Annotated in this window: 19 protein-coding genes; 2 read left to right on the top strand and 17 right to left on the bottom strand. The window is 71.1% G+C overall.

The window, feature by feature from the left end; translation table 11 throughout:
• Positions 1–199: 199 nt before the first annotated feature.
• From glmS to K244_RS21375, 4 genes are all read right to left on the bottom strand, one after another.
• Positions 200–2,023, bottom strand: coding sequence for a glutamine--fructose-6-phosphate transaminase (isomerizing) (gene glmS, locus K244_RS0102780; RefSeq protein ID WP_020184719.1), 1,824 nt, complete (start codon positions 2,021–2,023; stop codon positions 200–202).
• A gap of 218 nt (positions 2,024–2,241) precedes the next feature.
• On the bottom strand, positions 2,242–3,606 hold the full coding sequence (glmU, locus tag K244_RS0102775; RefSeq protein WP_036305416.1) for a bifunctional UDP-N-acetylglucosamine diphosphorylase/glucosamine-1-phosphate N-acetyltransferase GlmU: 1,365 nt from the start codon (positions 3,604–3,606) through the stop codon (positions 2,242–2,244).
• Between the two features lie 93 nt (positions 3,607–3,699).
• Entirely contained in the window at positions 3,700–5,673 is a 1,974-nt protein-coding gene (locus tag K244_RS0102765) for an ABC transporter ATP-binding protein/permease (protein WP_020184717.1), read from the bottom strand.
• A gap of 130 nt (positions 5,674–5,803) precedes the next feature.
• Entirely contained in the window at positions 5,804–7,177 is a 1,374-nt protein-coding gene (locus tag K244_RS21375; protein WP_155931540.1) for a LysM peptidoglycan-binding domain-containing protein, read from the bottom strand.
• 214 nt (positions 7,178–7,391) lie between these two features.
• Here K244_RS21375 and K244_RS0102755 point away from each other — a divergent pair, with 214 nt between their 5' ends.
• Positions 7,392–7,997: a TIGR00730 family Rossman fold protein gene (locus K244_RS0102755; RefSeq protein WP_020184715.1), complete on the top strand. Its 606-nt coding sequence runs from the start codon at positions 7,392–7,394 to the stop codon at positions 7,995–7,997.
• A 236-nt stretch (positions 7,998–8,233) separates the two neighbouring features.
• Here the strand turns inward: K244_RS0102755 and K244_RS0102750 are convergent, their stop codons facing one another.
• Genes K244_RS0102750 through yajC form a run of 5 tightly spaced genes read right to left on the bottom strand, consistent with a single transcriptional unit; the run spans position 8,234 to position 12,484 of the window.
• Positions 8,234–9,097 (bottom strand): squalene/phytoene synthase family protein, encoded by an 864-nt coding sequence (locus K244_RS0102750; protein ID WP_020184714.1) that lies wholly within the window; start codon positions 9,095–9,097, stop codon positions 8,234–8,236.
• A 25-nt stretch (positions 9,098–9,122) separates the two neighbouring features.
• Entirely contained in the window at positions 9,123–9,506 is a 384-nt protein-coding gene (locus K244_RS0102745; protein ID WP_020184713.1) for an MTH938/NDUFAF3 family protein, read from the bottom strand.
• A gap of 4 nt (positions 9,507–9,510) precedes the next feature.
• Positions 9,511–10,467 (bottom strand): protein translocase subunit SecF, encoded by a 957-nt coding sequence (gene secF, locus K244_RS0102740; protein ID WP_020184712.1) that lies wholly within the window; start codon positions 10,465–10,467, stop codon positions 9,511–9,513.
• A gap of 13 nt (positions 10,468–10,480) precedes the next feature.
• The gene (gene secD, locus K244_RS0102735; protein WP_020184711.1) at positions 10,481–12,100 is read right to left on the bottom strand and encodes a protein translocase subunit SecD; all 1,620 of its coding nucleotides are present in this window, start codon (positions 12,098–12,100) and stop codon (positions 10,481–10,483) included.
• 42 nt (positions 12,101–12,142) lie between these two features.
• A complete protein-coding gene (gene yajC / locus K244_RS0102730) occupies positions 12,143–12,484 on the bottom strand; it encodes a preprotein translocase subunit YajC (protein WP_020184710.1) in 342 nt (113 codons plus the stop codon).
• A 293-nt stretch (positions 12,485–12,777) separates the two neighbouring features.
• Here yajC and K244_RS0102725 point away from each other — a divergent pair, with 293 nt between their 5' ends.
• Entirely contained in the window at positions 12,778–13,641 is an 864-nt protein-coding gene (locus K244_RS0102725) for an ATP-binding protein (RefSeq protein WP_020184709.1), read from the top strand.
• 246 nt (positions 13,642–13,887) lie between these two features.
• On the opposite strand, the gene K244_RS0102720 is transcribed toward K244_RS0102725, so the two are convergent.
• From K244_RS0102720 to K244_RS0102685, 8 genes are all read right to left on the bottom strand, one after another.
• Entirely contained in the window at positions 13,888–15,429 is a 1,542-nt protein-coding gene (locus tag K244_RS0102720; protein ID WP_020184708.1) for a peptidoglycan DD-metalloendopeptidase family protein, read from the bottom strand.
• A 365-nt stretch (positions 15,430–15,794) separates the two neighbouring features.
• Complete coding sequence (locus K244_RS0102715; protein ID WP_020184707.1) at positions 15,795–16,457, bottom strand: protein-L-isoaspartate(D-aspartate) O-methyltransferase; 663 nt, start codon at positions 16,455–16,457, stop codon at positions 15,795–15,797.
• Between the two features lie 7 nt (positions 16,458–16,464).
• Positions 16,465–17,232: a 5'/3'-nucleotidase SurE gene (gene surE / locus K244_RS0102710; protein WP_020184706.1), complete on the bottom strand. Its 768-nt coding sequence runs from the start codon at positions 17,230–17,232 to the stop codon at positions 16,465–16,467.
• A 43-nt stretch (positions 17,233–17,275) separates the two neighbouring features.
• On the bottom strand, positions 17,276–18,553 hold the full coding sequence (serS, locus tag K244_RS0102705; protein WP_020184705.1) for a serine--tRNA ligase: 1,278 nt from the start codon (positions 18,551–18,553) through the stop codon (positions 17,276–17,278).
• 73 nt (positions 18,554–18,626) lie between these two features.
• Positions 18,627–19,418, bottom strand: coding sequence for a twin-arginine translocase subunit TatC (gene tatC, locus K244_RS0102700; protein ID WP_020184704.1), 792 nt, complete (start codon positions 19,416–19,418; stop codon positions 18,627–18,629).
• Positions 19,415–19,990, bottom strand: coding sequence for a Sec-independent protein translocase protein TatB (gene tatB / locus K244_RS22510; RefSeq protein WP_020184703.1), 576 nt, complete (start codon positions 19,988–19,990; stop codon positions 19,415–19,417). Before tatB ends, tatC begins: the two co-directional genes overlap by 4 nt.
• A gap of 105 nt (positions 19,991–20,095) precedes the next feature.
• Positions 20,096–20,335: a twin-arginine translocase TatA/TatE family subunit gene (locus K244_RS0102690; RefSeq protein ID WP_020184702.1), complete on the bottom strand. Its 240-nt coding sequence runs from the start codon at positions 20,333–20,335 to the stop codon at positions 20,096–20,098.
• An 81-nt stretch (positions 20,336–20,416) separates the two neighbouring features.
• On the bottom strand, positions 20,417–21,505 hold the full coding sequence (locus tag K244_RS0102685; protein WP_020184701.1) for an ABC transporter ATP-binding protein: 1,089 nt from the start codon (positions 21,503–21,505) through the stop codon (positions 20,417–20,419).
• Positions 21,506–21,570: the final 65 nt, after the last annotated feature.

Raw genomic sequence — 21,570 nt, 5'->3', positions numbered from 1 at the left:
CGAGCGGTTCCGTCATCAAGAGGCGCGGGTCGGCGCGCGCCGCCGGGAGCGACCCTAAAGGGACGATCGGAGGCGATCCCTGAGACAGATTGGTTTCCGTTTCGTTGAGACATCGATCACGGACAAGATCGCATTTGTGCGATCCGCGGGCTCGATGCAGCCATCGCGCCCGCGCTCGACCGGTCGCGGGCGCCCCGCGTCACTCCACCGTGACGGACTTCGCGAGGTTGCGCGGCTGGTCGACGTCCGTGCCCATGAAGGTCGCGGTGTGATAGGCGAGCAGCTGGATCGGCAGGGCGTAGAGCATCGGGCTGACGAAGGCGTAGGCCTTGGGGCAGACCAGCGTCGCGAAGGTCTCGCCGGCGTGCGCCGCGCCCTCCTCGTCGGTGATCAGCACGATCTTGCCGCCGCGCGCCGCGACCTCCTGCATGTTGGAGGCGGTCTTTTCGAACAGATGGTCGAAGGGCGCGAGCACCACGACCGGCATGTTCTCGTCGACCAGCGCGATCGGCCCGTGCTTCAGCTCGCCCGCGGCGTAGCCCTCGGCGTGGATGTAGGAGATCTCCTTCAGCTTGAGCGCGCCTTCGAGCGCGATCGGGAAGCTGGTGCCGCGGCCGAGGTAGAGCACGTCCTGGGCCTTCGCGAAGGCCGGCGCGAGCCGCTCGATCTCGGGCTCCAGCCTGAGCGCCTCGACCATCAGCCGCGGCAGCTCGACGAGGGACGCCACGAGCTTGCTCTCGTCCTCCTCCGACAGCACGCCGCGGTCGCGCCCCGCCTTGACGACAAGCGCCGCCAGCACGCTGAGCTGGCAGGTGAAGGCCTTGGTGGAGGCGACGCCGACCTCGACGCCGGCGACGGTCGGGAACACCAGGTCCGCCTCGCGGGCGATGGTCGAGGTCGGCACGTTGACGACCGCGCCGATGCGCATGCCCTGCGCGCGGCAGTGCCGCAGCGTGGCCAGCGTGTCCGCCGTCTCGCCGGACTGCGAGATGAGCAGCGCCAGCCCGCCCGGCGACAGCGGCGGCTCGCGGTAGCGGAACTCCGACGCGATGTCGATGTCGACCGGAAGCCGCGCGAACTTCTCGAACCAGTAGCGCGCCACCAGCCCGGCGTAATAGGCGGTGCCGCAGGCCGAGATCGCGAGGCGGTCGAGCCTGGAGAAATCGACGTCAGCGCCCTCGGGAAGCCGGATGCGGCCGTTCGCCATGTCGACGTAGCGGGCGAGCGTGTGGCCGACGACCTCCGGCTGCTCGGCGATCTCCTTCGCCATGAAGTGCCGGTGGTTCCCCTTGTCGACCATGACCGCGGCGGCCGCGGCGCGCGTGCCGGCGCGCACCACCGTCGCGCCGCTCTCGTCGAAGATCTCGACGGCGTTGCGCGTCAGCGCCACCCAGTCGCCGTCCTCGAGATAGGTCACGCTGTCGGTGAAGGGCGCGAGCGCGATGGCGTCGGAGCCGAGGTAGTTCTCGCCCTCGCCATGGCCGATCGCGAGCGGGCTGCCGCGGCGCGCGCCGATGATCAGGTCGTCTTCGCCGGCGAAGATGAAGGCGAGCGCGAAGGCGCCGCGCAGGCGCTTGAGCGTCGCCTGCACCGCGGCGCGGGGCGCCGCGCCGTTCGCGAGTTCGCGCGAGGCGAGATGGGCGACGACCTCGGTGTCGGTCTGGCTCTGGAACACGGCGCCGTCCGCCTCCAGCTCGGCGCGCAGCTCGCGGAAGTTCTCGATGATGCCGTTGTGGACCACGGCGACGCGGTCGGTGGCGTGCGGATGCGCGTTGGCCTCGGTCGGCGCGCCGTGGGTCGCCCAGCGGGTGTGGCCGATGCCGACGCGGCCGGGAAGCGGCGTCGCCGTCAGCTTGGCCTCGAGGTTCCGGAGCTTGCCTTCCGCCCGCGCGCGCACGACCCGGCCGCCGTCCAGCGTCGCGACGCCGGCGCTGTCATAGCCGCGGTATTCGAGCCGCTTGAGGCTGTCGACCAGAAGCGGGGCGACGTCGCCCTTGCCGAGAATTCCGACGATGCCGCACATGCCGTCCGCACGCTCCTTGAAGCCGTCCCGCCGCCCGCTTCTAACAGCTTCTCGTTAGCGGCGGCTGAAGGCCGCGCGAAATCACGGCTGGTTTCGGGATGTGGCGGCGCTCGTCGTCCCGGACGGCCGCAGGCCGAGCCGGGATCGTTCTTCAGGGCGGCCCATGGGGGCGCCTTCGTCGGATGACGATCCCGGCTCTTCGGCCGGGATGACGCGCTTTACGCCCCCGCCTTCCCCTTCTTCGCCTTCTGCAGGGCCCTGAGCTTCGCCCCGCGGCCTTCCTTGGTGACCTGGCGTCCGCGGCCGATGGCGAGAGCGTCGGCCGGCACCTCCTCCACGATCACGCTGCCGGCGCCCACATAGGCGCCGTCGCCGATCGTGACGGGCGCGACCAGCGTCGAGTTCGAGCCGACGAAGGCGTCGGCCCCGATCGTGGTGCGGAACTTGGACACGCCGTCGTAGTTGCAGGTGATCGTGCCCGCCCCGAGGTTGGCGCGCGGGCCGACCTCGGCGTCGCCGACGTAAGCGAGATGGTTGAGCTTGGCGCCCTCGCCGATCGCGGCGTTCTTGACCTCGACGAAGTTGCCGACGCGGGACTTCGCCGCCAGCCGCGCGCCGGGCCGGAGCCGCGCGAAGGGGCCGACCGAGACCCCTGCCCCGACTTCGGCGCCCTCCAGATGGCTGAAGGCGTGGATGACCGCGCCGTCGGCGACCACGACGCCGGGGCCGAACACCACGTTGGGCTCCACCACCACGTCGCGGCCGAGCCGGGTGTCGTGGGCGAAGAACACGGTCTCGGGCGCGATCAGCGTGGCGCCGCCCGCCAGCGCCGCCGCGCGGAGCCGGCGTTGCAACTCGGCCTCCACGGCCGCGAGCTGGGCGCGGTCGTTGACGCCCTGCACCTCGGCCTCCGGCGCCGCCTCGACCGCGACCGCGAGGCCGGCGAGCACCGCGCCCTCCACCACGTCGGTCAGGTAGAACTCGCCCTTGGCGTTGGCGTTTCCAACGCCCTCGAGCAGCGCCAGCGCATAAGCGCCCGAGATCGCCATCAGCCCGCCGTTGGAGAGCTTGATCGCGCGCTCCTCGTCGCTCGCGTCCTTCTCCTCGCGGATGGCCACCAGGTTGCTCCCCTCGGAGATCAGGCGGCCGTAGCCGGTCGGGTCGCCGGCCTCGAAGCCGAGCACAACCACGCCCGCGCCGTGGGCGAGCGGGGCGCGCAGCCGCTTCAGCGTCTCCGCCCGCACCAGCGGCGTGTCGCCGTAGACGATGAGCACGTCGTCGAAGCCGCCCGCCAGCGCCTCGCGCGCCGCGAGCACCGCGTGCGCGGTGCCGCGCCGCTCGGTCTGCACGAACACCGGCGCGCCGGGCGCGAGCGCCGCGACCTCGGTCGCCACGTCCTCGCGGCCGGGCCCCACGACGACCGCGAGCGCATCGGAGCCGGCGGCGAGCGCGGTCGCAAGCACGTGGCCCACCAACGAGCGGCCGGCGACCTTGTGGAGCACCTTGGGGATGTCGGAGCGCATCCGCGTGCCCTCACCGGCGGCGAGGACGATCGTGAGACAGCTACGGGCGGATGCGGTCATGAAAGGGCTCGGTCGGGATTGGCGGTTTGGAATCGCTCGTCGGCGCAGCGCCGGGCAGAGTGGCGGGAAGGCCGCGACGCCGCAACCGGCGGGCTATTCCGCCGCGTCGGGCCGAAGGTCTTCGTCGAGCGCGTCCGCCGCCGGGCGGCGCGGCGCAGGCTCCTCGTCCGGCGCATCTCCGCCGCGCGACGGCCCATCCTCGCCCATCCGCGCCAGCAGCTCGCGGGCCTGGTCGGCCTCGCGCTGGCGGTTCCAGAGGCTGGCGTAAAGCCCGCCTTTCTCCAGCAGCTCCGTATGGGTCCCGCGTTCGGCGACGCGTCCCGCCTCCAGCACCAGGATCTCGTCGGCCGCGACCACGGTCGACAGCCGGTGCGCGATCACCAGCGTGGTGCGCCCGCGGGCGACGCTCTCCAGCGCGTCCTGGATCTCCATCTCGGTCGCGCTGTCGAGCGCCGAGGTGGCCTCGTCGAGGATCAGGATCGGCGGCGCCTTGAGGATCGTGCGGGCGATCGCTACGCGCTGCTTCTCGCCGCCCGAGAGCTTCAGGCCGCGCTCGCCGACTTCGGTTTCGTAGCCCTTGGGCATGGTGCGGATGAAACCGTCGATCTGGGCCAGCCGCGCCGCCTCCTCGACCTCGGCGTCGCTCGCGTCCCAGCGGCCATAGCGGACGTTGTAGCGAACCGTGTCGTTGAACAGCACGGTGTCCTGCGGAACCATGCCGATCGCGCCGCGGAGGCTCTCCTGCGTCACCCGGCGGATGTCCTGGCCGTCGATGGTGATGCGGCCGGAGCCGACGTCGTAGAAGCGGTAGAGCAGCCGCGAGATCGTGGACTTGCCCGCGCCGGAGGGCCCGACGATGGCGATGGTCTTGCCGGCCGGGGCCTCGAACGACACGCCCTTCAGGATCGGCCGCTCGGGGTCGTAGGCGAAGGACACGTTTTCGAAGCGGATCGTGCCGCCGGAGACGGCGAGCGGGCGCGCGTCCGTATCGTCCGCGATCTCAGGGTCTTCGCCGAGCACCCTGAACATCTGCTCGAGGTCGGTGACCGACTGTTTGATCTCACGGTAGATGAACCCCATGAAGTTCAGCGGCACGTAGAGCTGGATCATCATGGCATTGATCAGCGCGAAGTCGCCGACCGTGTTGCGGCCCGCGCGGATGTCGCCGACCGCCATCACCATGCACGCCGTCAGGCCCGCGGTGAAGATCAGCGCTTGGCCGGTGTTCAGCCAGGCGAGCGAGGTGTAGGCGCGGATCGAGGCCGCCTCGTAGCGGCCCATCGCCCGGTCGTAACGGGCGGCCTCGCGCTCCTCGTTGCCGAAGTACTTCACCGTCTCGTAGTTGAGCAGGCTGTCGATCGCCTTGGCGCTCGCGTCGGTGTCGTTCTCGTTCAGCGCGCGGCGGATTCCGAGGCGCCACTCGGTCGCCATGTAGGTGAAGCCGATGTAGACGACGACCATGGCGCCCACGACCGCCGCGTAGACCCAGTCGAACTGGTAGGCGAGCACGCCCAGCACCAGCGCGAGCTCGAGGATCGTCGGGATGACGGTCAGCAGCGCGGTGCGGGTCAGCGTTTCGATGGCGTTGCGGCCGCGGTCGACGATGCGGCTGATCGCGCCGGTGCGGCGGCCGAGATGAAACCGCAGCGACAGGCGGTGGATGTGCCGGAACACGAGCAGCGCAAGCCGGCGGACGGCGTGCATGACGACCGCGCCGGTGATGCCATCGCGGAGCTGCGCGAGGCCGACCATCGACACCCGGCCGAGGCCGTAGGCGACCACCATCACGATCGGCGCGCCGAGCGCGAAGGCCGCGAACCCGTCGCCGACCGGCGCGGCCTCGCCGTTCGCGATCCGCGTCAGCGCGTCGGTCGCCCACTTGAAGCCATAGGGCACGATGACCGTGACGAGCTTCGTCAGCACCAGCAGGACGACCGCGACCGCGATGCGCCGCTTCAGGTCCGGCCGGTCGCCTGGCCACATGAAGGGCTGCAGGGCGCGCATGGTCCGAAAGAAGGCGAAGCCTTCCGCGCGTACCTTCGTCCCGGCCGGATCCAGCCCGCTCATACGAAACGGCCGGAGCGCGACGGCGACCGGGAAAGAGAGGTGTTCACGAAGGTCATGCGAGGCCGGAGTTAGGGAGCGCGACGCCGAACCGCAAGCGGCGGTCCGTCTCGCGGTCAGCGGCCTCCCGCCGTCAGGGACGCGCCGGCGGCGTCTGTCCGTCAGCGGATTCGTTCGGAAGTACGAAGACTTGGCCGGGATAGATCAGGTTGGGATTGCGGATCTGGCCATCGTTCGCCTGGTAGATGACGGTGTAGCGGGCGCCGGCGCCGTAGTTCGAGCGCGAGATGCGCCACAGGCTGTCGCCGCGCTCGACCTTCACCGCGCCGATCGCGCCGACCACAGGGTTCGCCGCGTCGGATGCGGCGGGAGCCGGCGTCGCCGCCGCCGTCTGAGGGGCCGAGGGGGTCGCGGCGCCGGCGGCGCCCGCCGATGGTTGGGCTCCCGAAAGCTGGGTTGCCGAGGGCTGGCCGGCCGGGCCGGCGCTCGCGAGGGGCGCGCCGGCCGCCGGCGACCCGGCGTAGGTGAAGGTCGCTTCGGCGCGCGCGACGACCTGCGCGCTCTTCGGATCGAGCTGGTCGGCGCGGACGACGTAGGACCCCGGCGCAAGACCGCGCTCAACGCGGAGCGACCAGCGGCCGTCGCCGCCGATGGTGGCGGACGCGACCGGCGCATTGTTGAGGTAGAGCCGCAGCCGACCGTCCGCCGGACCGGAGCCCTGCGCGAAGAACCGGCCGTTCTCGGTCTCGACCGCCACGATCGCGAGCTTGCCTCCGGCCGCCGCGCGGGCGCTCTCCGGCGCGGCCGCAGGCGACGCCGCGGCCGGCGCGAAGGCGGGCTGACCGGCGGCGTCGACCGCGCCCGCCACCTTCGGATCGGCCGGCGCCCTGTCCGGGCGCTGCAGGATCTGTGACGGCGCGCCGGGCTTGTTCAGGACCACCACGACGTCCTTCGACGGCGGTTTCGGCACCGACACGGTGAGGGTCTGTTCGGAGACGATGGTCTTTCCGTCCGGCTGCGTCACCGTCAGGCCGATCTGGTAGTCGCCCGGCGCCAGCGGCGCCGGCGTCATCGTGAACTGCCCCTGCGCGTCGGCCTTGGCGCTCTCGTGCGTCTTGCCGTTCGCGGTCAGGGCCACCGCGCAGTTCGCGACGCAGCGGCCGGCCACCACCATCTCGCCCGAGGGCTCCACGCGCACCACGTCGAACGAGGGCTTGGCGGGATCGGCCGGCGCCCGGGCCGCCGGAGCGGCCGGCGACGGGGCGGCGGCGGTCCCGCCGGACGGGGCCGCGAGCGTCGGAACGTCCGGATTCTTAAGTGCGGCGGAGGGCGCGGCGGGCTGCGGCTTCAGCGCCGCGGAGGGCGCGCCCGGCGCGGGCGCGGCGTCCGGAGCGGCCGGAGCCTCGGCCTGGCGGTTCGGAGCGGTCGGGGACGAGGCGCGCTGGCAGCCATAGACGCCGACCGCCGCCGCGACCAACACGAAGCCGGCCGCAAAGCCCCGTTTCACCGCCTGATCCATCGTCCCCACATGTCCCCGAACGTTCCGCGCACGGCCCGATACATGCCGCCGGACCGTCACACAGACTTCAATCGCACTGTCCTACAACGGCTTAGGTCTGCGTGCACGACTCTTTGGTCTCGCTGATCGAGTGACGAAGCAGCGGCCCGATCCTCGCCAGATCGTCTTGACCCCGCCATGGTCCAACCCCCAAATCCAAAGCATGAACCGAATCCAGACTGTCTGCGTCTATTGCGGCTCCAGCCCCGGCGCCCGCCCCGAACACATCGAAAACGCCACGGCGCTCGGCGTCGCGCTCGCCAAGGCCGGCGTCCGGCTGGTCTACGGCGGCGGAAACATCGGCCTGATGGGCGCCGTCGCGCGCGCCACGCTCGCCAACGGCGGCCACGTCACGGGGATCATCCCGCAGTTCCTCGTCGACCGCGAGGTGATGCTGGGGGACGTCCAGGAGCTCGTGGTCACCGCCGACATGCACGAGCGGAAGCGCCTGATGTTCGAGCGCTCCGACGCCTTCGTGGCGCTGCCGGGCGGCGTCGGCACGCTCGAGGAGCTGGTCGAGCAGCTCACCTGGGCGCAGCTCGGCCGCCACGACAAGCCGATCCTGATCGCCGACCTCGACGGCTTCTGGACTCCGCTCCTGACGCTGATCGAGCACATGCAGGCCGAGGGCTTCATCCGCCAGGGCCTCGACGTGCCGTACATCGTCGCGAGCAAGATCGAGGACATCCTACCGATGCTCGAGGCCGCGGTCCCCATTCTCGAAGCGCTCGGGCCGGACGAGGACGAGGAAGCGCTGGAGAGGCTGTGAGGTTTCCAGCCCTCAACGCGACACGGACGCGCCGTCGTTCCGGCTGAAGCGCAGCGGAATTCCTGAACCCATGAGCCCGGCGGCCGAGATCGTGTGCAAGTGGCCGAACTGCGTGCTTCGAGACGGCCGCTTAGGCGGCCTCCTCAGCATGAGGAAACCTGAGCCTGCTCAAAACCTCCTCATGCTGAGGAGCGCCGAAGGCGCGTCTCGAAGCACGCAGCTCCCTCGCCACGGGGTCAGAACGGCCGCGCGCGTTTGCTCGCCCGCCACAGGCGGAGCAGCCTGAGCCAGATCGCCGGCCGCGTGCGGGGCGCGAACGGCTGGTCGGCGCGGCGGTCGAGCGCCTTGAGGTCGCCGTCCAGCAGGGCGAGCGGGAGGAACGCCGGAGCGGCCGCTGGCTCCAGCGTGTCGAAGGCCGCGCGGGCGCTCGCGAGGTGGCCGCGCGCGAGGCCGGACAGCTCCCGAAGCAAAGCTGCGAGGCCCGGACTCGCCTTCCAGGCGATCACGTCCTCCCGCCGCACGCCATGGGCCGCCATGCGGTCGGTCGGCAGCAGCAGCTGTCCGCGCGCGGCCTGCGCCGGCAGCGCCGCCAGCAGCCGCGTGAGGCCGAGCGCCACGCCGCCATGGCCGGCGACGTCGGCGCCGCCGGGGTCCTTGCCGCCGGCGAGGATCAGCGTCGCGAGGCGGAGCGGGACCGAATGGGTCTCGCCGAGCCGGGCGGTCAGTTCGTCGACCGAAGCGATGGGGTCGTCATAGAGGTCGGCGATGCGGGCCTCGGCCAGCCCGTCCAGCGCGGGACGCGGCAGCGCGCCGTGGCGGATGGCGGCCTCCAACGCCCGCATGACGGGGTCCGCCATGGCGTCGGCCCGCTCGGGCTCCGCCAGCGCGTCGCGCCGCCACTGCAGGCGGATTTCGCCCGGCATTGGGTCGGAGACCACATCGCGCACGCGGGCGAGTTCGAGATCGTAGGCGGCGAGCGCGAGCAGATGCGGCCGGGCCGCCGCCGGCGCGAACAGGCTCGCTGCGTAGCGGTCGAAGTCCAGGTCGCGGACGAGGCTTCCCACCGGGTCCTTCGACAGGTCTTGGGACGGCTCGGTCAAAGGCGGCTCTCCGGGCCCGCCCGCGTCAGGCGACGGCGATCAGCGCCGCAGCCACGCGGCGTTTCTCCGCGATCAGGATGTTCCAGGTCCGCGCCGCGGCGCCGGTCGCCATGGTCTCGACCACGAGGCCGGCGGCCCGCAGCGCCTCGCGCACCGGCTTACGCAACGGCGCGATGTCGGCGCCGGTTCCGACGAGCAGCGTGTCGATCGCGTCGGCCTCCGCAAGCACCCGCGCGAAGGCCGCCTCGTCGAGCTCGGACGCGTGGGCCACGGGCCACGCCCACATGCCGGACGGCAGCGCCAGCAGGGAGCCCCGGTGCGACAGGTCGGCGAGGCGGAAGCCGCCGCCGCCGTAGGCGTCGATCAGGTGCGCGCCCGGCAGATGGCGGCCGTCGTCGGGGGCCGCCATCGGATCAGGCGCGAACCTGCGCCGCCTTCGCCTCGGCCTCCGCCTTGGCGTCGGCGGCGGCGCGGGCGGAGGTCTTGACGCCGAGGTAGATCAGCATTGGCGTCGAGACGAAGATCGCGGAGTAGGTGCAGATCACCACGCCGAACAGCATCACGTTGGCGAAGCCCTGGATGGCCTGGCCGCCGAACAGCACCAGCGCGAGCAGCGACAGCGCCGTGGTCGTGGCGGTCATCACGGTGCGCGACATGGTGGAGTTGATCGACAGGTCGAGCAGCTCCTCGGTCGGGATGTTCTTGTACTTCCGCAGCAGCTCGCGCGTGCGGTCGAACACCACCACCGTCTCGTTCAGCGAGTAGCCGACGATGGTCAGGATCGCCGCGATCGAGGTCATGTTGAACTCCTCCCGGGTGATCAGGAAGAAGCCCACCGTGAGCACGATGTCGTGCAGCGTGCCAATGACGGCGCCGAGCGCGAGATTGAACTCGAACCGGAACCAGAGATAGACGAGCACCGAGACGATCGAGAGCACCACGCCGAGCGTGCCGGACTGCACCAGCTCGCCCGAGACGCGCGGGCCGACGGTTTCGACGCGGCGGATCTCGTAGTCGTTCTGGAACGTCGCGCGCGCCTTCGTGACGAGCGCGTCCTGCGCCGCCTGGCCGCCGGGCTGGGTGCGGAAGCGCACGGAGACCTGGCCGCCCTGGCCGAACTCCTGCACCTCGACCTCGCCCGCCTCGAACGAATGCGCGGCGGAGCGCACCGCGGCGAGGTCGGCCTGGCCGGACTTCGCCTGCATCTCCATCAGCGTGCCGCCGGTGAAGTCGATGCCGAAGTTGAGGCCGACGGTCAGGAACAGCACGACCGTGGTGACGGTGATGAAGGCCGAGAACGGGAAGCTCAGCACGCGCCAGCGGACGAAGCGGAACTTGCTGTCGTCGGGGAACAGTCGGATCAAACGCATGATCGGGCGTCCCTCAGAACGGCATCGTGGTGGGACGGGTGCGGCGGTACCACAGCGCGATCATCAGGCGCGTCATGGTGACGGCGGTGATCACGGTCGTGAGGATACCGAGCAGGAACACCACCGCGAAGCCGCGGACGGGGCCCGATCCCAGCAGGAACAGGATGATGGCCGCGATCGCCATGGTGGAGTTCGAGTCCACGATGACCGCGAAAGCGTGCTTGAAGCCGCTCTCGATCGCCGAGACCATGGTGCGGCCGGCGCGGAACTCCTCGCGGATGCGCTCGTAGATCAGCACGTTCGAATCGACCGCCGTGCCGATGGTCAGCACGATGCCCGCGATGCCGGGCAGGGTCAGCGTGGCCCCGAGCAGCGACATCAGCGCGAAGATGAACACCACGTGCACGACGAGCGCGATGTTCGCGAAGAAGCCGAACACGCCGTAGGTCGCGAACATGAACACGATCACGAAGATCGCGGCGACCCAGGTGGCGCGGGTGCCGGCGGTGATCGAGTCCTGCCCGAGGCCGGGGCCGACCGTGCGCTCCTCGACCACGTTGAGCGGGGCCGGCAGCGCGCCCGCGCGCAGCAGCACCGCGAGGTCGTTCGCGCTCTCGACGGTGAAGTTGCCGGAGATCTGACCGGAGCCGCCGGTGATCGGCTCGTTGATCCGCGGCGCGGAGATCACCTTGTCGTCGAGCACGATCGCGAAGGGCCGGCCGACGTTCTCGCGCGTCACCTGGGCGAAGGCCTGGGCGCCGCGGGTGTTGAACTTGAAGGAGACGATCGGCTGGCGGTTGTTCTGGTCGAAGCCCGGCTGGGCGTCGGTCAGGTCCTCGCCGGAGACGATGACCCGGCGCTCGACCACCACGGGGATGCCCGGATTGTCGTTGCTCGCGCCCTCGTACATCAGCTCCGAGCCCGCCGGCAGCGGACCCGACGGCGGCTGGCCGATCGGGAAGTTCGGATCGACGAGCCGGAACTCGAGCTTCGCCGTCTGGCCGAGGATGTCCTTCAGCCGCTGCGGATCCGCGAGGCCTGGCACCTGCACGAGCACGCGGTCGGCGCCCTGGCGCTGGATCGACGGCTCCACCGTGCCGAGCTGGTCGACGCGGCGCCGGATGACCTCGAGCGACTGGTCGACCGCCTGGCGGACGCGGGCCTGCAGCCCCTGCTCGGTCAGCGTCGCGGTCGCGACGTTGGCGTTGCGTTGGCCGACCTCGAGGTCGAGCTGACCCGTCCCCGGCGCGAAGGCGGAAGCGCCGATCGGCTGGGCGAGCGTGCGGAGCCGCTCCTGCGCCTTCGCCAGATCGCTGGGATCGCGCAGCGTGACGGCGACCGTCATGCCGTTGAGGTCGATCCCGGTGGTGCCGATGCGGGCCTCCCGCATCACGCGCCGCGCCTCTTCCTGGAGGCCGACCGCGCGGCTTTTCCTCAGGGCCTCGCCGTCGACTTCCAGAAGCAGTTGCGAGCCGCCCTGCAGGTCGAGGCCGAGCACGATGGTGCGGGCCGGGAACCAGCTGGGGTAGCTGTCGCGGACGGACTGCGGCAGCACGTTCGGCAACGCCAAGATGACGCCGAGCAGACAGAGGGCGCCGATGGCGGCCGTCTTCCAGGTGGAGAAATGGAGCATGCTGTCGCGCGGCCTCGCCGTCTCAAGCCTGATCGATACCGATCAAGCCGCGTCGGTCTTCACGGGTTCGCCCTTGGCGCGGACTTCGGCGATCATCGCGCGGGACAGGCGGACACGCACGTTGTCCGCGATCTCGACCTGCACCTCGGAATCGTCGGTCACCTTGATCACTTTTCCGATCAGCCCGCCGGAGGTCACGATCGTGTCGCCGCGGCGAACGTTCTTGATCATCTCCTGATGCGCCTTCACCCGCTTCTGCTGCGGACGCAGAATCAGGAAGTACATGATCACGAAGATCAGCAGGAACGGCAGGATCTGGATCAGGAAGTCCGTGCCGCCGGGAGCCCCCGAGGCGGCCTGGGCAAAAGCGGGAGTGCTGAACATCTTAGGCTCCGGTGGCGGGGTTTTGCGCCTCGCTCAGGGGAGCCGGCTTCAACCTTCGCGGAAAAGCCGGAGCGCGCGCCCCGGCGAAAGCGCGCGGACTATAGCCACGGGCCTTAACAAATCAAATCACGGCTCGGATGGGACGCGCCTGCGCCCTTCGTCGAACAGGCGGCGCCGGGGGAGCGGCCATGCCCGCGCCGTTGTGGACGCGTCTCCCGCCCCGCGATAACGACGGCCGCAGCTTTGCGCCCCGCAACCCAGAGGCAAGCTCCGTGTCCGACCCGTTCTACTCCATGCCCGCGACCGACACCCGCGACGCGCTGCTGCTGCGCATCGCCGAGGCGCTCGATCGGCTGTCGCCGCCGAAGGCGCAGACCCCGGACTTCGACGCCGCGGACGCCTTCGTGTGGAACGCAGGCGAGACCCGGCTGCAGCCGGTGCCGGCGGTCTCGCGCGTCGATCTCGTGCTGCTGAAGGGGATCGATCGCGTCCGCGACCAGCTGCTCGACAACACCCTGCGCTTCGCGCGTGGGCGGCCGGCGAACAACGCGCTGCTCTGGGGCGCGCGCGGCATGGGCAAGAGCTCGCTGGTGAAGGCCGCGCATGCGACCGTCTCCGCCACGCTGGTCGCGGAGGGCAAGCCGCCGCTGAAGCTCGTCGAGATCCACCGCGAGGACATCGAATCGCTTCCCGTCCTGATGGGCCTGCTGCGGCCGGCGCCCTATCCCTTCCTGCTGTTCTGCGACGACCTGTCGTTCGACGCCGAAGACACCTCGTACAAGTCGCTGAAGGCCGTGCTCGACGGCGGCGTCGAGGGCCGGCCGGCGAACGTGCTGCTCTACGCCACGTCGAACCGCCGCCATCTGCTCGCGCGCGAGATGATCGAGAACGAGCGCTCGACCGCGATCAACCCCGGCGAGGCGGTGGAGGAGAAGGTCTCGCTGTCGGACCGCTTCGGCCTCTGGCTCGGGTTCCACCGCTGCAGCCAGGACGAGTACCTCGCCATGGTGAAGGGCTACGTCGACCACCTCGGGCTGAACGCCGATCCGGAACAGCTCCGCCGCGAGGCGCTGGAATGGTCCACCACCCGCGGCTCCCGCTCCGGCCGCGTCGCGTGGCAGTTCGTGCAGGACCTCGCGGGGCGGCTGGGGGAGTAGCCCAACCGCTCTTCGCCCGCCCTCACCTCCTCGCCCCTCATGCTGAGGAGCGCCGCAGGCGCGTCTCGAAGCACGCACTGCCCATTGCACGCGACGGGAAAGAATTGCGTGCTTCGAGACGCTGGCCTCAAGGCCGGCTCCTCAGCATGAGGGCGTTGAAGGAAGCTCGAGACATCAGCCTTAAAAGCGCGAAACCCGGACGGCCTCTCGGCCGCCCGGGTTCGCATGTCGATCTGGAGCGCGGCGTCAGATGCCGGCGAGGTGCTGCATCGGGTCCACCGCCTGGGCGCCCTTGCGGACTTCGAAGTGCAGCTGGGGCGAGGTCACGTTGCCGGTTGAGCCGGACTTCGCGATGATCTGGCCGCGGCGGATGGTTTCGCCGCGCTTCACCTCGAGCGCGCTGTTGTGCGCGTAGGCCGTGACCCAGCCGTTCGAGTGGCGGATCAGCACGAGGTTGCCGAAGCCCTTCAGCTCGCTGCCGGCGTAGGCCACGACGCCGTCGTCGGAGGCCTTCACGTCGGTGCCTTCGGGCACCGCGAGGTTGATGCCGTCGTTGGTCGCGCCGCTCGCCTTCGAGCCGTAGCCGGAGATCACGCGGCCCCGGACCGGCCAGCGGAAGGACGGGCCGGAGGGCGCCGCCTCAGGGGTGGCGTCGACCTTGATCGAGGCGGTCTTGACCTGCTCGGACGGCTCGGGCGCGGCGCTCGGCTTGGACGGCGCGCCGGCGAAGGCGCGGGCCTGCGGGTCGGCGCCGGGGACGCTCGGCTTCAGCGCCGGAGCGGCCTGGGCCGTGCGGACCGCCGGGGGGGCGACGGGCGCGACCGGGGCGGCGACGGGGGCCGCGCCCTTGGGCTGGGCGCCCTGAACGAACTGCATCTTCGGCTCGCGGCCGTTGACGGCGGCCGGCGGAGCGACCGGCGCGACGGGCTTCACCGCCGCCATCTGCTGGCCGGCGCCCGGCACCGAGAGCTTCTGGCCGCTGCGGACCATGGTCTCCGAGGGGATGTTGTTGGCCTCGGCGAGAGCCGTGCGGCTAACGTTGTACTGGCGGGCGACCGAGGACAGCGTCTCGCCGGGAGCGACCGTGTGCACGCCGCCGCGGGCCGGAGCCTGCGCCGCCGCCATGCGGGGAGCCTCGACGGCCTGAGGGGCCGCGGCGACGCGGGGAGCCTCGATCACCGGGGCCGCGGCGCCCATGCGGGAGCCGCCGCTGGAGTAGACCGGGATCACGACGCGGGAGCCGGGGCCGACGGCGTTGGCGCTCGACAGGCCGTTCGCCTGCATGATGGCGCTCGCCGGCACGCCGTAGCGCTGCGACAGGGTGTGGACGCTCTCGCCCTGGGCGAGCGTGACGGTCGATCCGCCCTCGGCGCTCCAGTTGGAGGACGCCGCGGAGACGGACGGCGCCGGGCGGGCGATCGCCGTGCGGGAGACCGACGGGATGGAGCCGGTGCTCTGCGGCTCATAGGAGCCCGAGCGCGGCTGGTTGGCGCTCTGCTGGCCGCCGAAGCCGCGCATCGGCGCGGACTGGGCGGGGCTCGGCGCGCCAAGCGGCGCGCGCTCGATCCGGCTGGTGGGAGCCGCCCGGACCGTGCCGGTGTAGCGCGGCTCGGCCGGGGCCCGGTAGGTCGGCTCCGACGACGAGGCCGACGCGAACGGGTTGGAGAACGGGGACTCGCCGAAGCGGCTGGAGTCCGAGCTGCAGGCGGCCACGCCGCTGGCGGCGAAGGCGATGAGAGCGGCCCGCGCCAGCAGCTTGGCGCGGAGGCACGGAACGACATTACGCATGTGGGACACTCGCAACGACTTCGACCAACATGAACGTAGTAAAGAGGCGTTGAGGTAAACATACGGTTAGCTTCGAGGCGAAAAGCCACGAAGGCGCCGCAAGTCTTTTCACGAAGGGGCGAGCGGCGGCGGGCGGGTGGCGGGCGGGCGGCGACGCGAGGTTCGGCGATGCCGATCAAAGCGCGCCGTCGCGGCCCCCCTCTCCGCCTGCGGGAGAGGGTTAGGGGTGAGGGGTCGTCTGGGCCGCCCTCGTCGATGTTCAGGATGCCCCAGACGACCCCTCATCCGGCGCTTCGCGCCACCTTCTCCCGCAAGGGGAGAAGGGAAGAACGCGCGCCGGTTTCGCCCGAGCTGGCGGATCGCCCTCAGAGAGCGGCAGCTCGCCCCGGCGTCATGGGGGCCGCGCGGACGAAGCCGATGAGGCTGTCATCGACGTCGCCGTTCGCGCCCTTGCGGAAGCGCGTGAGACGCAGGCGCGCGCCCTGCCCGATCGGCGCGAGCATCACGCCGCCGGGCTTCAGCTGGTTGAGCAGCGCCGACGGCGGCGCGAGCACCGCGCCGGAGATCAGGATGCGGTCGAACGGCGCCTCGGGCGCGCGGCCCTGAAGGCCGTCGGCGGCGACGAAGGCCACGTTCGCCGCGCCCCCAAGCCGCTCGAGGCGTTTCTCCGCCGCCTCGACGAGCCCGCGCCAGCGGTCGATCGCGACGACGCGGCTCGCGAGGCTGGCGAGGATCGCCGTCTGGTAGCCTGTGCCGCAGCCGACCTCGAGCACGACGTCGGCTTCCCCGACGCCCAGCGCCTCCGTCGTCGCGGCGATCTGGAACGGCGATTCGAGCGTCTGCCCGCAGGCGATCGGGAGGGCACGGTCGGCGTAGGCGACCTCGGCGTGCTCGGCGCGCACGAACAGCGTCCGCGGGATCATTTCGATCGCGCGCAGGAGGCGCATGTCGCGGACGCCGCGCGAGCGCAGCTTGAGCACGAGCTCGGCGCGGCGGGTGCGTTCGGCCTCGTCGCGCCCCTCGGTCATCGGGCCCTCAGGCGTCGGCGAAGGCGGCGCGCAGGCCGTCGAAGGTGTCGTGGTCGGTCAGGTCGATCTTCAGCGGAGTCACCGAGATCTTGCGGTCTCGGATCGCGGCGAGGTCCGTGCCCTCCCCGGCCTCCACCGGAGCCCGGCCGAACGCGATCCAGAAATAGGGCTGCCCGCGCCCGTCCTCACGCTGCTCGATCCGCAGAAGCTCCTGGTTACGCTTGCCCTGGGACGAGACGGCGACGCCCTCGACCTCCTCCGGCGCGCAGCCGGGAAAGTTCACGTTGACCAGCCGGTCGGGGGCGAAGCCCGCCTTGATGACGCGGCGGACGACCTCGGCGCCGTGGACCCGCGCGGAGGCGTACATGTCCTCGAGGTCGCGCGTGCGGTCGTAGTTCTGCGACAGCGCGATCGACGGCACGCCGAGCAGCGTGCCCTCGATGGCGCCGGCGATGGTGCCGGAATAGGTGACGTCCTCGGCGACGTTCTGGCCGCGGTTGACGCCCGACAGGATCAGGTCCGGCCGCGCGTCGTAGAGCACGTGGCGCACGCCCATGATCACGCAGTCGCTCGGCGTTCCGCGCACGGCGAAGCGCTTCTCGCCGATCTGGCGCAGCCTGAGCGGATCGCTCAGCGAGATCGAGTGCGAGGCGCCGGACTGGTCGGTCTCGGGCGCGACCACCCAGACGTCGTCCGACAGCTGCAGCGCGATCTGCTCCAGCGCTTCGAGGCCTTCGGCGTGGACGCCGTCGTCGTTGGTGAGGAGAATTCTCATGCGCAGGCGGCTCTCCGGTCGGTGCGTGCTTCGGCGAGCGTCCTCACGCCCGCCCGATCGTCGTCAGCCCGCCCATATAGGGCTTCAGCGCGGCGGGGACGGCGATCGAGCCGTCCGCCTGCTGGTAGTTCTCCAGCACCGCGACCAGCGCGCGGCCGACCGCAACGCCGGAGCCGTTCAGCGTGTGGACGAAGCGCGGGCCCTTGGCGTCCGCCGGTCGGTAGCGCGCGTTCATGCGCCGCGCCTGAAAATCGCCGCAGACCGAGCAGCTCGAAATCTCGCGGTAGGTCTTCTGCGCCGGCAGCCAGACCTCGATGTCGTAGGTCTTGCGCGAGGCGAAGCCCATGTCGCCGGTGCAGAGCGTGATGGTGCGGAACGGGAGCTCCAGACGCTTCAGCACCTGCTCGGCGCAGGCGAGCATGCGCTCGTGCTCCTCGAGGCTCTTCTCCGGCGTCGTGACCGAGACCAGCTCAACCTTGCTGAACTGGTGCTGGCGGATCAGCCCGCGCGTGTCGCGGCCCGCGGCGCCCGCTTCCGCGCGGAAACAAGGCGTGCCGGCGGTCACGCGCAGCGGCAGCTCCTCCTCCGACAGGATCTGCTCGCGCACGAGGTTCGTGAGCGAGACCTCGGCGGTCGGGATCAGCCAGAAATCGAAGCTCGTCCGGAACTGGTCGTCGGCGAACTTCGGCAGCTGCGCGGTGCCGAACATCGCCTCGTCGCGCACCAGCAGCGGCGGCGCGATCTCGGTGTAGCCGTGCTCGGTCGTGTGCAGGTCGAGCATGAACGACATCAGCGCCCGCTCGAGCCGCGCCACCTGACCTTTGAGCACCGCGAAGCGCGCGCCGGACATGCGCGAGGCGGCTTCGAAGTCGATCAGGCCGAGCGCCTCGCCGAGGTCGTAGTGCGCCTTGGCGTCGGGGATCTCGCGCGGGGTCCCGACCCGGTGGCGCTCGACGTTCGCGCTCTCGTCCGGACCATCGGGCACCTCGTCCAGCGGGATGTTCGGGATCTCGGCGAGCGTCGCCTCGAGCTCCTGCTCTATCGCCTTCTGCTCGGCCTCCGCCGCTGGCGCGTCGAGCTTGAGCTTCGCCACCTCCTCGATCAGGGCGGCGGCGCGGGCCTCGTCCTTCTGGGCCTTGGCCTGGCCGACCTCCTTGGAGGCGGCGTTGCGGCGCTCCTGGATCGCCTGCAGGCGGCCGATGACCTCGCGCCGGCGTTCGTCGAGCGCGACGAGCCGGCCGCTCAGAGGCGTCAGCCCGCGCCGCGCGAGCCCCCGGTCGAAGCTCTCGGGATCGTCGCGGATCAGGCGGATGTCGTGCATGGAGAAACGGACCTAAGGGTTTGAAATCTCAACCAACCGGCGTCGTCGCGTCGGAGGCGAGAACGCCCCCGGCCTAGTCCGGCGAACCTTCGGCCTTCTCGGCCTCCGCGCGCTTCTTCTCGACCATTTTCACGACGACGATCGAGGCCTCGTACAAAAGGATCGTCGGCACGGCAAGCGCGACCTGGCTGATGACGTCGGGCGGCGTCAGGACCGCGGCGATCGCGAACACCACCACGATGGCGTAGCGCCGCTTGTCCTTCAGCCACTGCGAGTCGATGAAGCCGGCGCGGGCGAGCAGCGTCAGGATCACCGGCGTCTGGAAGCAGATGCCGAAGGCGAAGATCAGCGTCATGACCAGCGAGAGGTACTCGCTGGTGCGGGCGATCAGTTCGATCGAGGCGTGGCCGTCGCCGCCCGCCTGCTGCATCGACAGGAAGAACCGCATCGCGAGCGGCATCGCGGCGAAATAGACGAAGGCCGCGCCCATCAGGAACAGCACCGGCGTCGCCACCAGATACGGCAGGAAGGCGGAGCGCTCGTTCTTGTAGAGGCCGGGCGCCACGAACTTGTAGATCTGGTTCGCGACGATCGGAAACGAGATGAAGCCCGCGCCGAACATGGCGAGCTTGATCTGCGTGATGAAGTACTCCTGCGGCGCCGTGTACTGCAGCCGGATCGCCTCGGCCGAGCCGGCGGCGATCTCGTAGGGCACGAGCAGCAGGTTGAAGATGTGCCCGGCGACGGCGAAGCAGAGGCCGAAGGCGATCGCGAAGGCGAGGATCGAGCGGATGAGCCGCGAACGCAGCTCGATCAGGTGCTCGATCAGCGGCGCCTTGGTGGAGTCGATGTCGGCTTGGCTCACGAAGCGGCGCTCGAAGAATGAGGAGGTTCGGCGGGCACGGGGGACGGCGCGTGAGCGGGCTCGGCGTCCATGGATCCGGCGTCCATGGGTCCTGCGACGTGGGGCGTAGCGCCGTTCGGCGCGGCGGGGGTCTCGATCCCCGACATGCCGGACGCGACGACGTCCGGCTCGGCCTCGGCGTCGTCCGTGGTCGGGGACGGCGCGAGCGCGGAGGGGATCGGCTGGTCGTCGACCAGGGAGGACGCCGCCGCCTCGCCCGCCAGCGCCGAGGGCGCGGCCGGTTTGGAGTCGACCGCCTTGCGGATCTCGTCGCGGGCGATCTGGAACGGGTTGGGCGAGGACGCGGCCTTGGACGCGATGTCCTTCAGGCCGGTCACCTCGCGCTTGAGGTCGTCCAGCTCGGCTTCGCGCATGGCGTCGTTGAACTGGGTCTGGAACTCGCCGGCCATGCGCCGGACGGTCGCAACCATGCGCCCGACGTTGCGCAGCAGCGCAGGAAGGTCCTTCGGGCCCACGACGACAAGCGCCACGACCGCGACGACCAGAAACTCAGACCAGGCGATGTCGAACATGAGGCTCAGCCCCCGTCAGGGGCGCTCAGCCGAGGCGCCGCGCAGCGGGACGACGCCCGCCGCAGGAGACCTCGACGTCAGGACTTGAACGTCAGCACTCGGACGTCAGGACTTGCTGCCGTCGACGCTGCCGACGCCGGGGCGGACCTGCGCGTCGGCGCGGTGCTCGATCGGCTGCGCCGGCCGGCTCTGGGACATGCCCTCGGCGACGTCGTCGTCCTCGGCGAGGCCCTTCTTGAAGCTCTTGATGCCCTTGGCCATGTCGCCCATGAGCTCGGAAATCTTGCCGCGGCCGAACAGCAGCATCACCAGCACGGCGACGACCAACCAATGCGTGAGACTCATGACATTCCCTTTCGAAGCGGCAGTCAGGACCTCGCCCGCGCGCGAGCGTCCGGCGGCGCGCCGCCTGTCGTGTTCCGGAAACTAGGCGCCGCCCGCCGCGAACACAAGGGTTTCCGATGCGTCCAACGTCACGGCGACGTCAGTCCCGGGGGATGCGTCTCCGCCGGGCCGCACTCGGGCCCTGAGCGGAGACGTTAGACCATCGACTAAGAGCTCGATCTGCTCGGCTTCGCCCAGGAACCGGCGCGCGACGATTCGCGCAGCCGCCCCCGTGCCCCGCGCGCCGATGCGCAGACCCTGCGGCCGCACCGCGACCACCGCCGCGCCGTCCGGCACGCCGGCCGCCGGCAGGTCGCCTAGCGTGCAGTCCGCGCGGCCGGCCCGCACAACCGCGGGCAGTTCGTTGAGCTCCGAGAAGAAGCGCGCGACGAAGAGATCGACTGGAGCCCGGTAGAGCGCCTCGGGGGCGCCGGCCTGCGCCACGCGCCCTCCCCGCATCAGCACGATCTCGTCGGCCATGCGCATCGCCTCTTCCGGATCGTGGGTGACGATCACCGCCGTCGCGCCGGTCTCGCGCAGCACGGCGACGGTCTCGTCGCGCACCGCGTCGCGCAGGCGCTTGTCGAGGCCGGAGAACGGCTCGTCCATCAGCAGCACGCGCGGCCGCGGGGCGATGGCGCGGGCAAGCGCCACGCGCTGCTGCTGCCCGCCGGACAGCTCGGTGGGATACCGACCAACGTGGGCCGACATCCCGACGCGGGCGAGCGCCGCCCTCGCCCGGGCGTCGGCTTCGGCGCGCGGCAGGGCCTTGAGCCCGAACAGCACGTTTGCGAGCACGGTCATGTGCGGAAACAGGGCGTAGTCCTGGAACATCAGGCCGACGCCCCGCCTTTCCGGCGGCAGGTAGTCCGGGCCGGCCGAGACCGCGCGCCCGTCCAGCCGCACCACGCCGCCGCCCGGCCGCTCGACCCCCGCCGCAATGCGCAGCAGCGTGGTCTTGCCGCAGCCGGATTCCCCCAGCAGGGCCACCACGGCGCCGGGGCGCACCTCGAGCGACACGTGGTCGACCGCGACGGTGCGGCCATAGGCGTGGGACACGTCGTCGAAGGCGAGGGCTGCGGGGTCGGCGCGGGGAACGAGGGGACGCGCGGCGGACGCGGCGGCGTTCATCGGCGGCCCGGCGCCGGTCGCCGCCGGTCGGTCGCCGCCACTCGGTCGTTTGGGGTCTGCATCCG

It is taken from the genome of Methylopila sp. 73B, from assembly GCF_000526315.1.
Lineage (GTDB): Bacteria > Pseudomonadota > Alphaproteobacteria > Rhizobiales > Methylopilaceae > Methylopila.
This window is presented reverse-complemented; position numbering and strand designations above follow the sequence as displayed.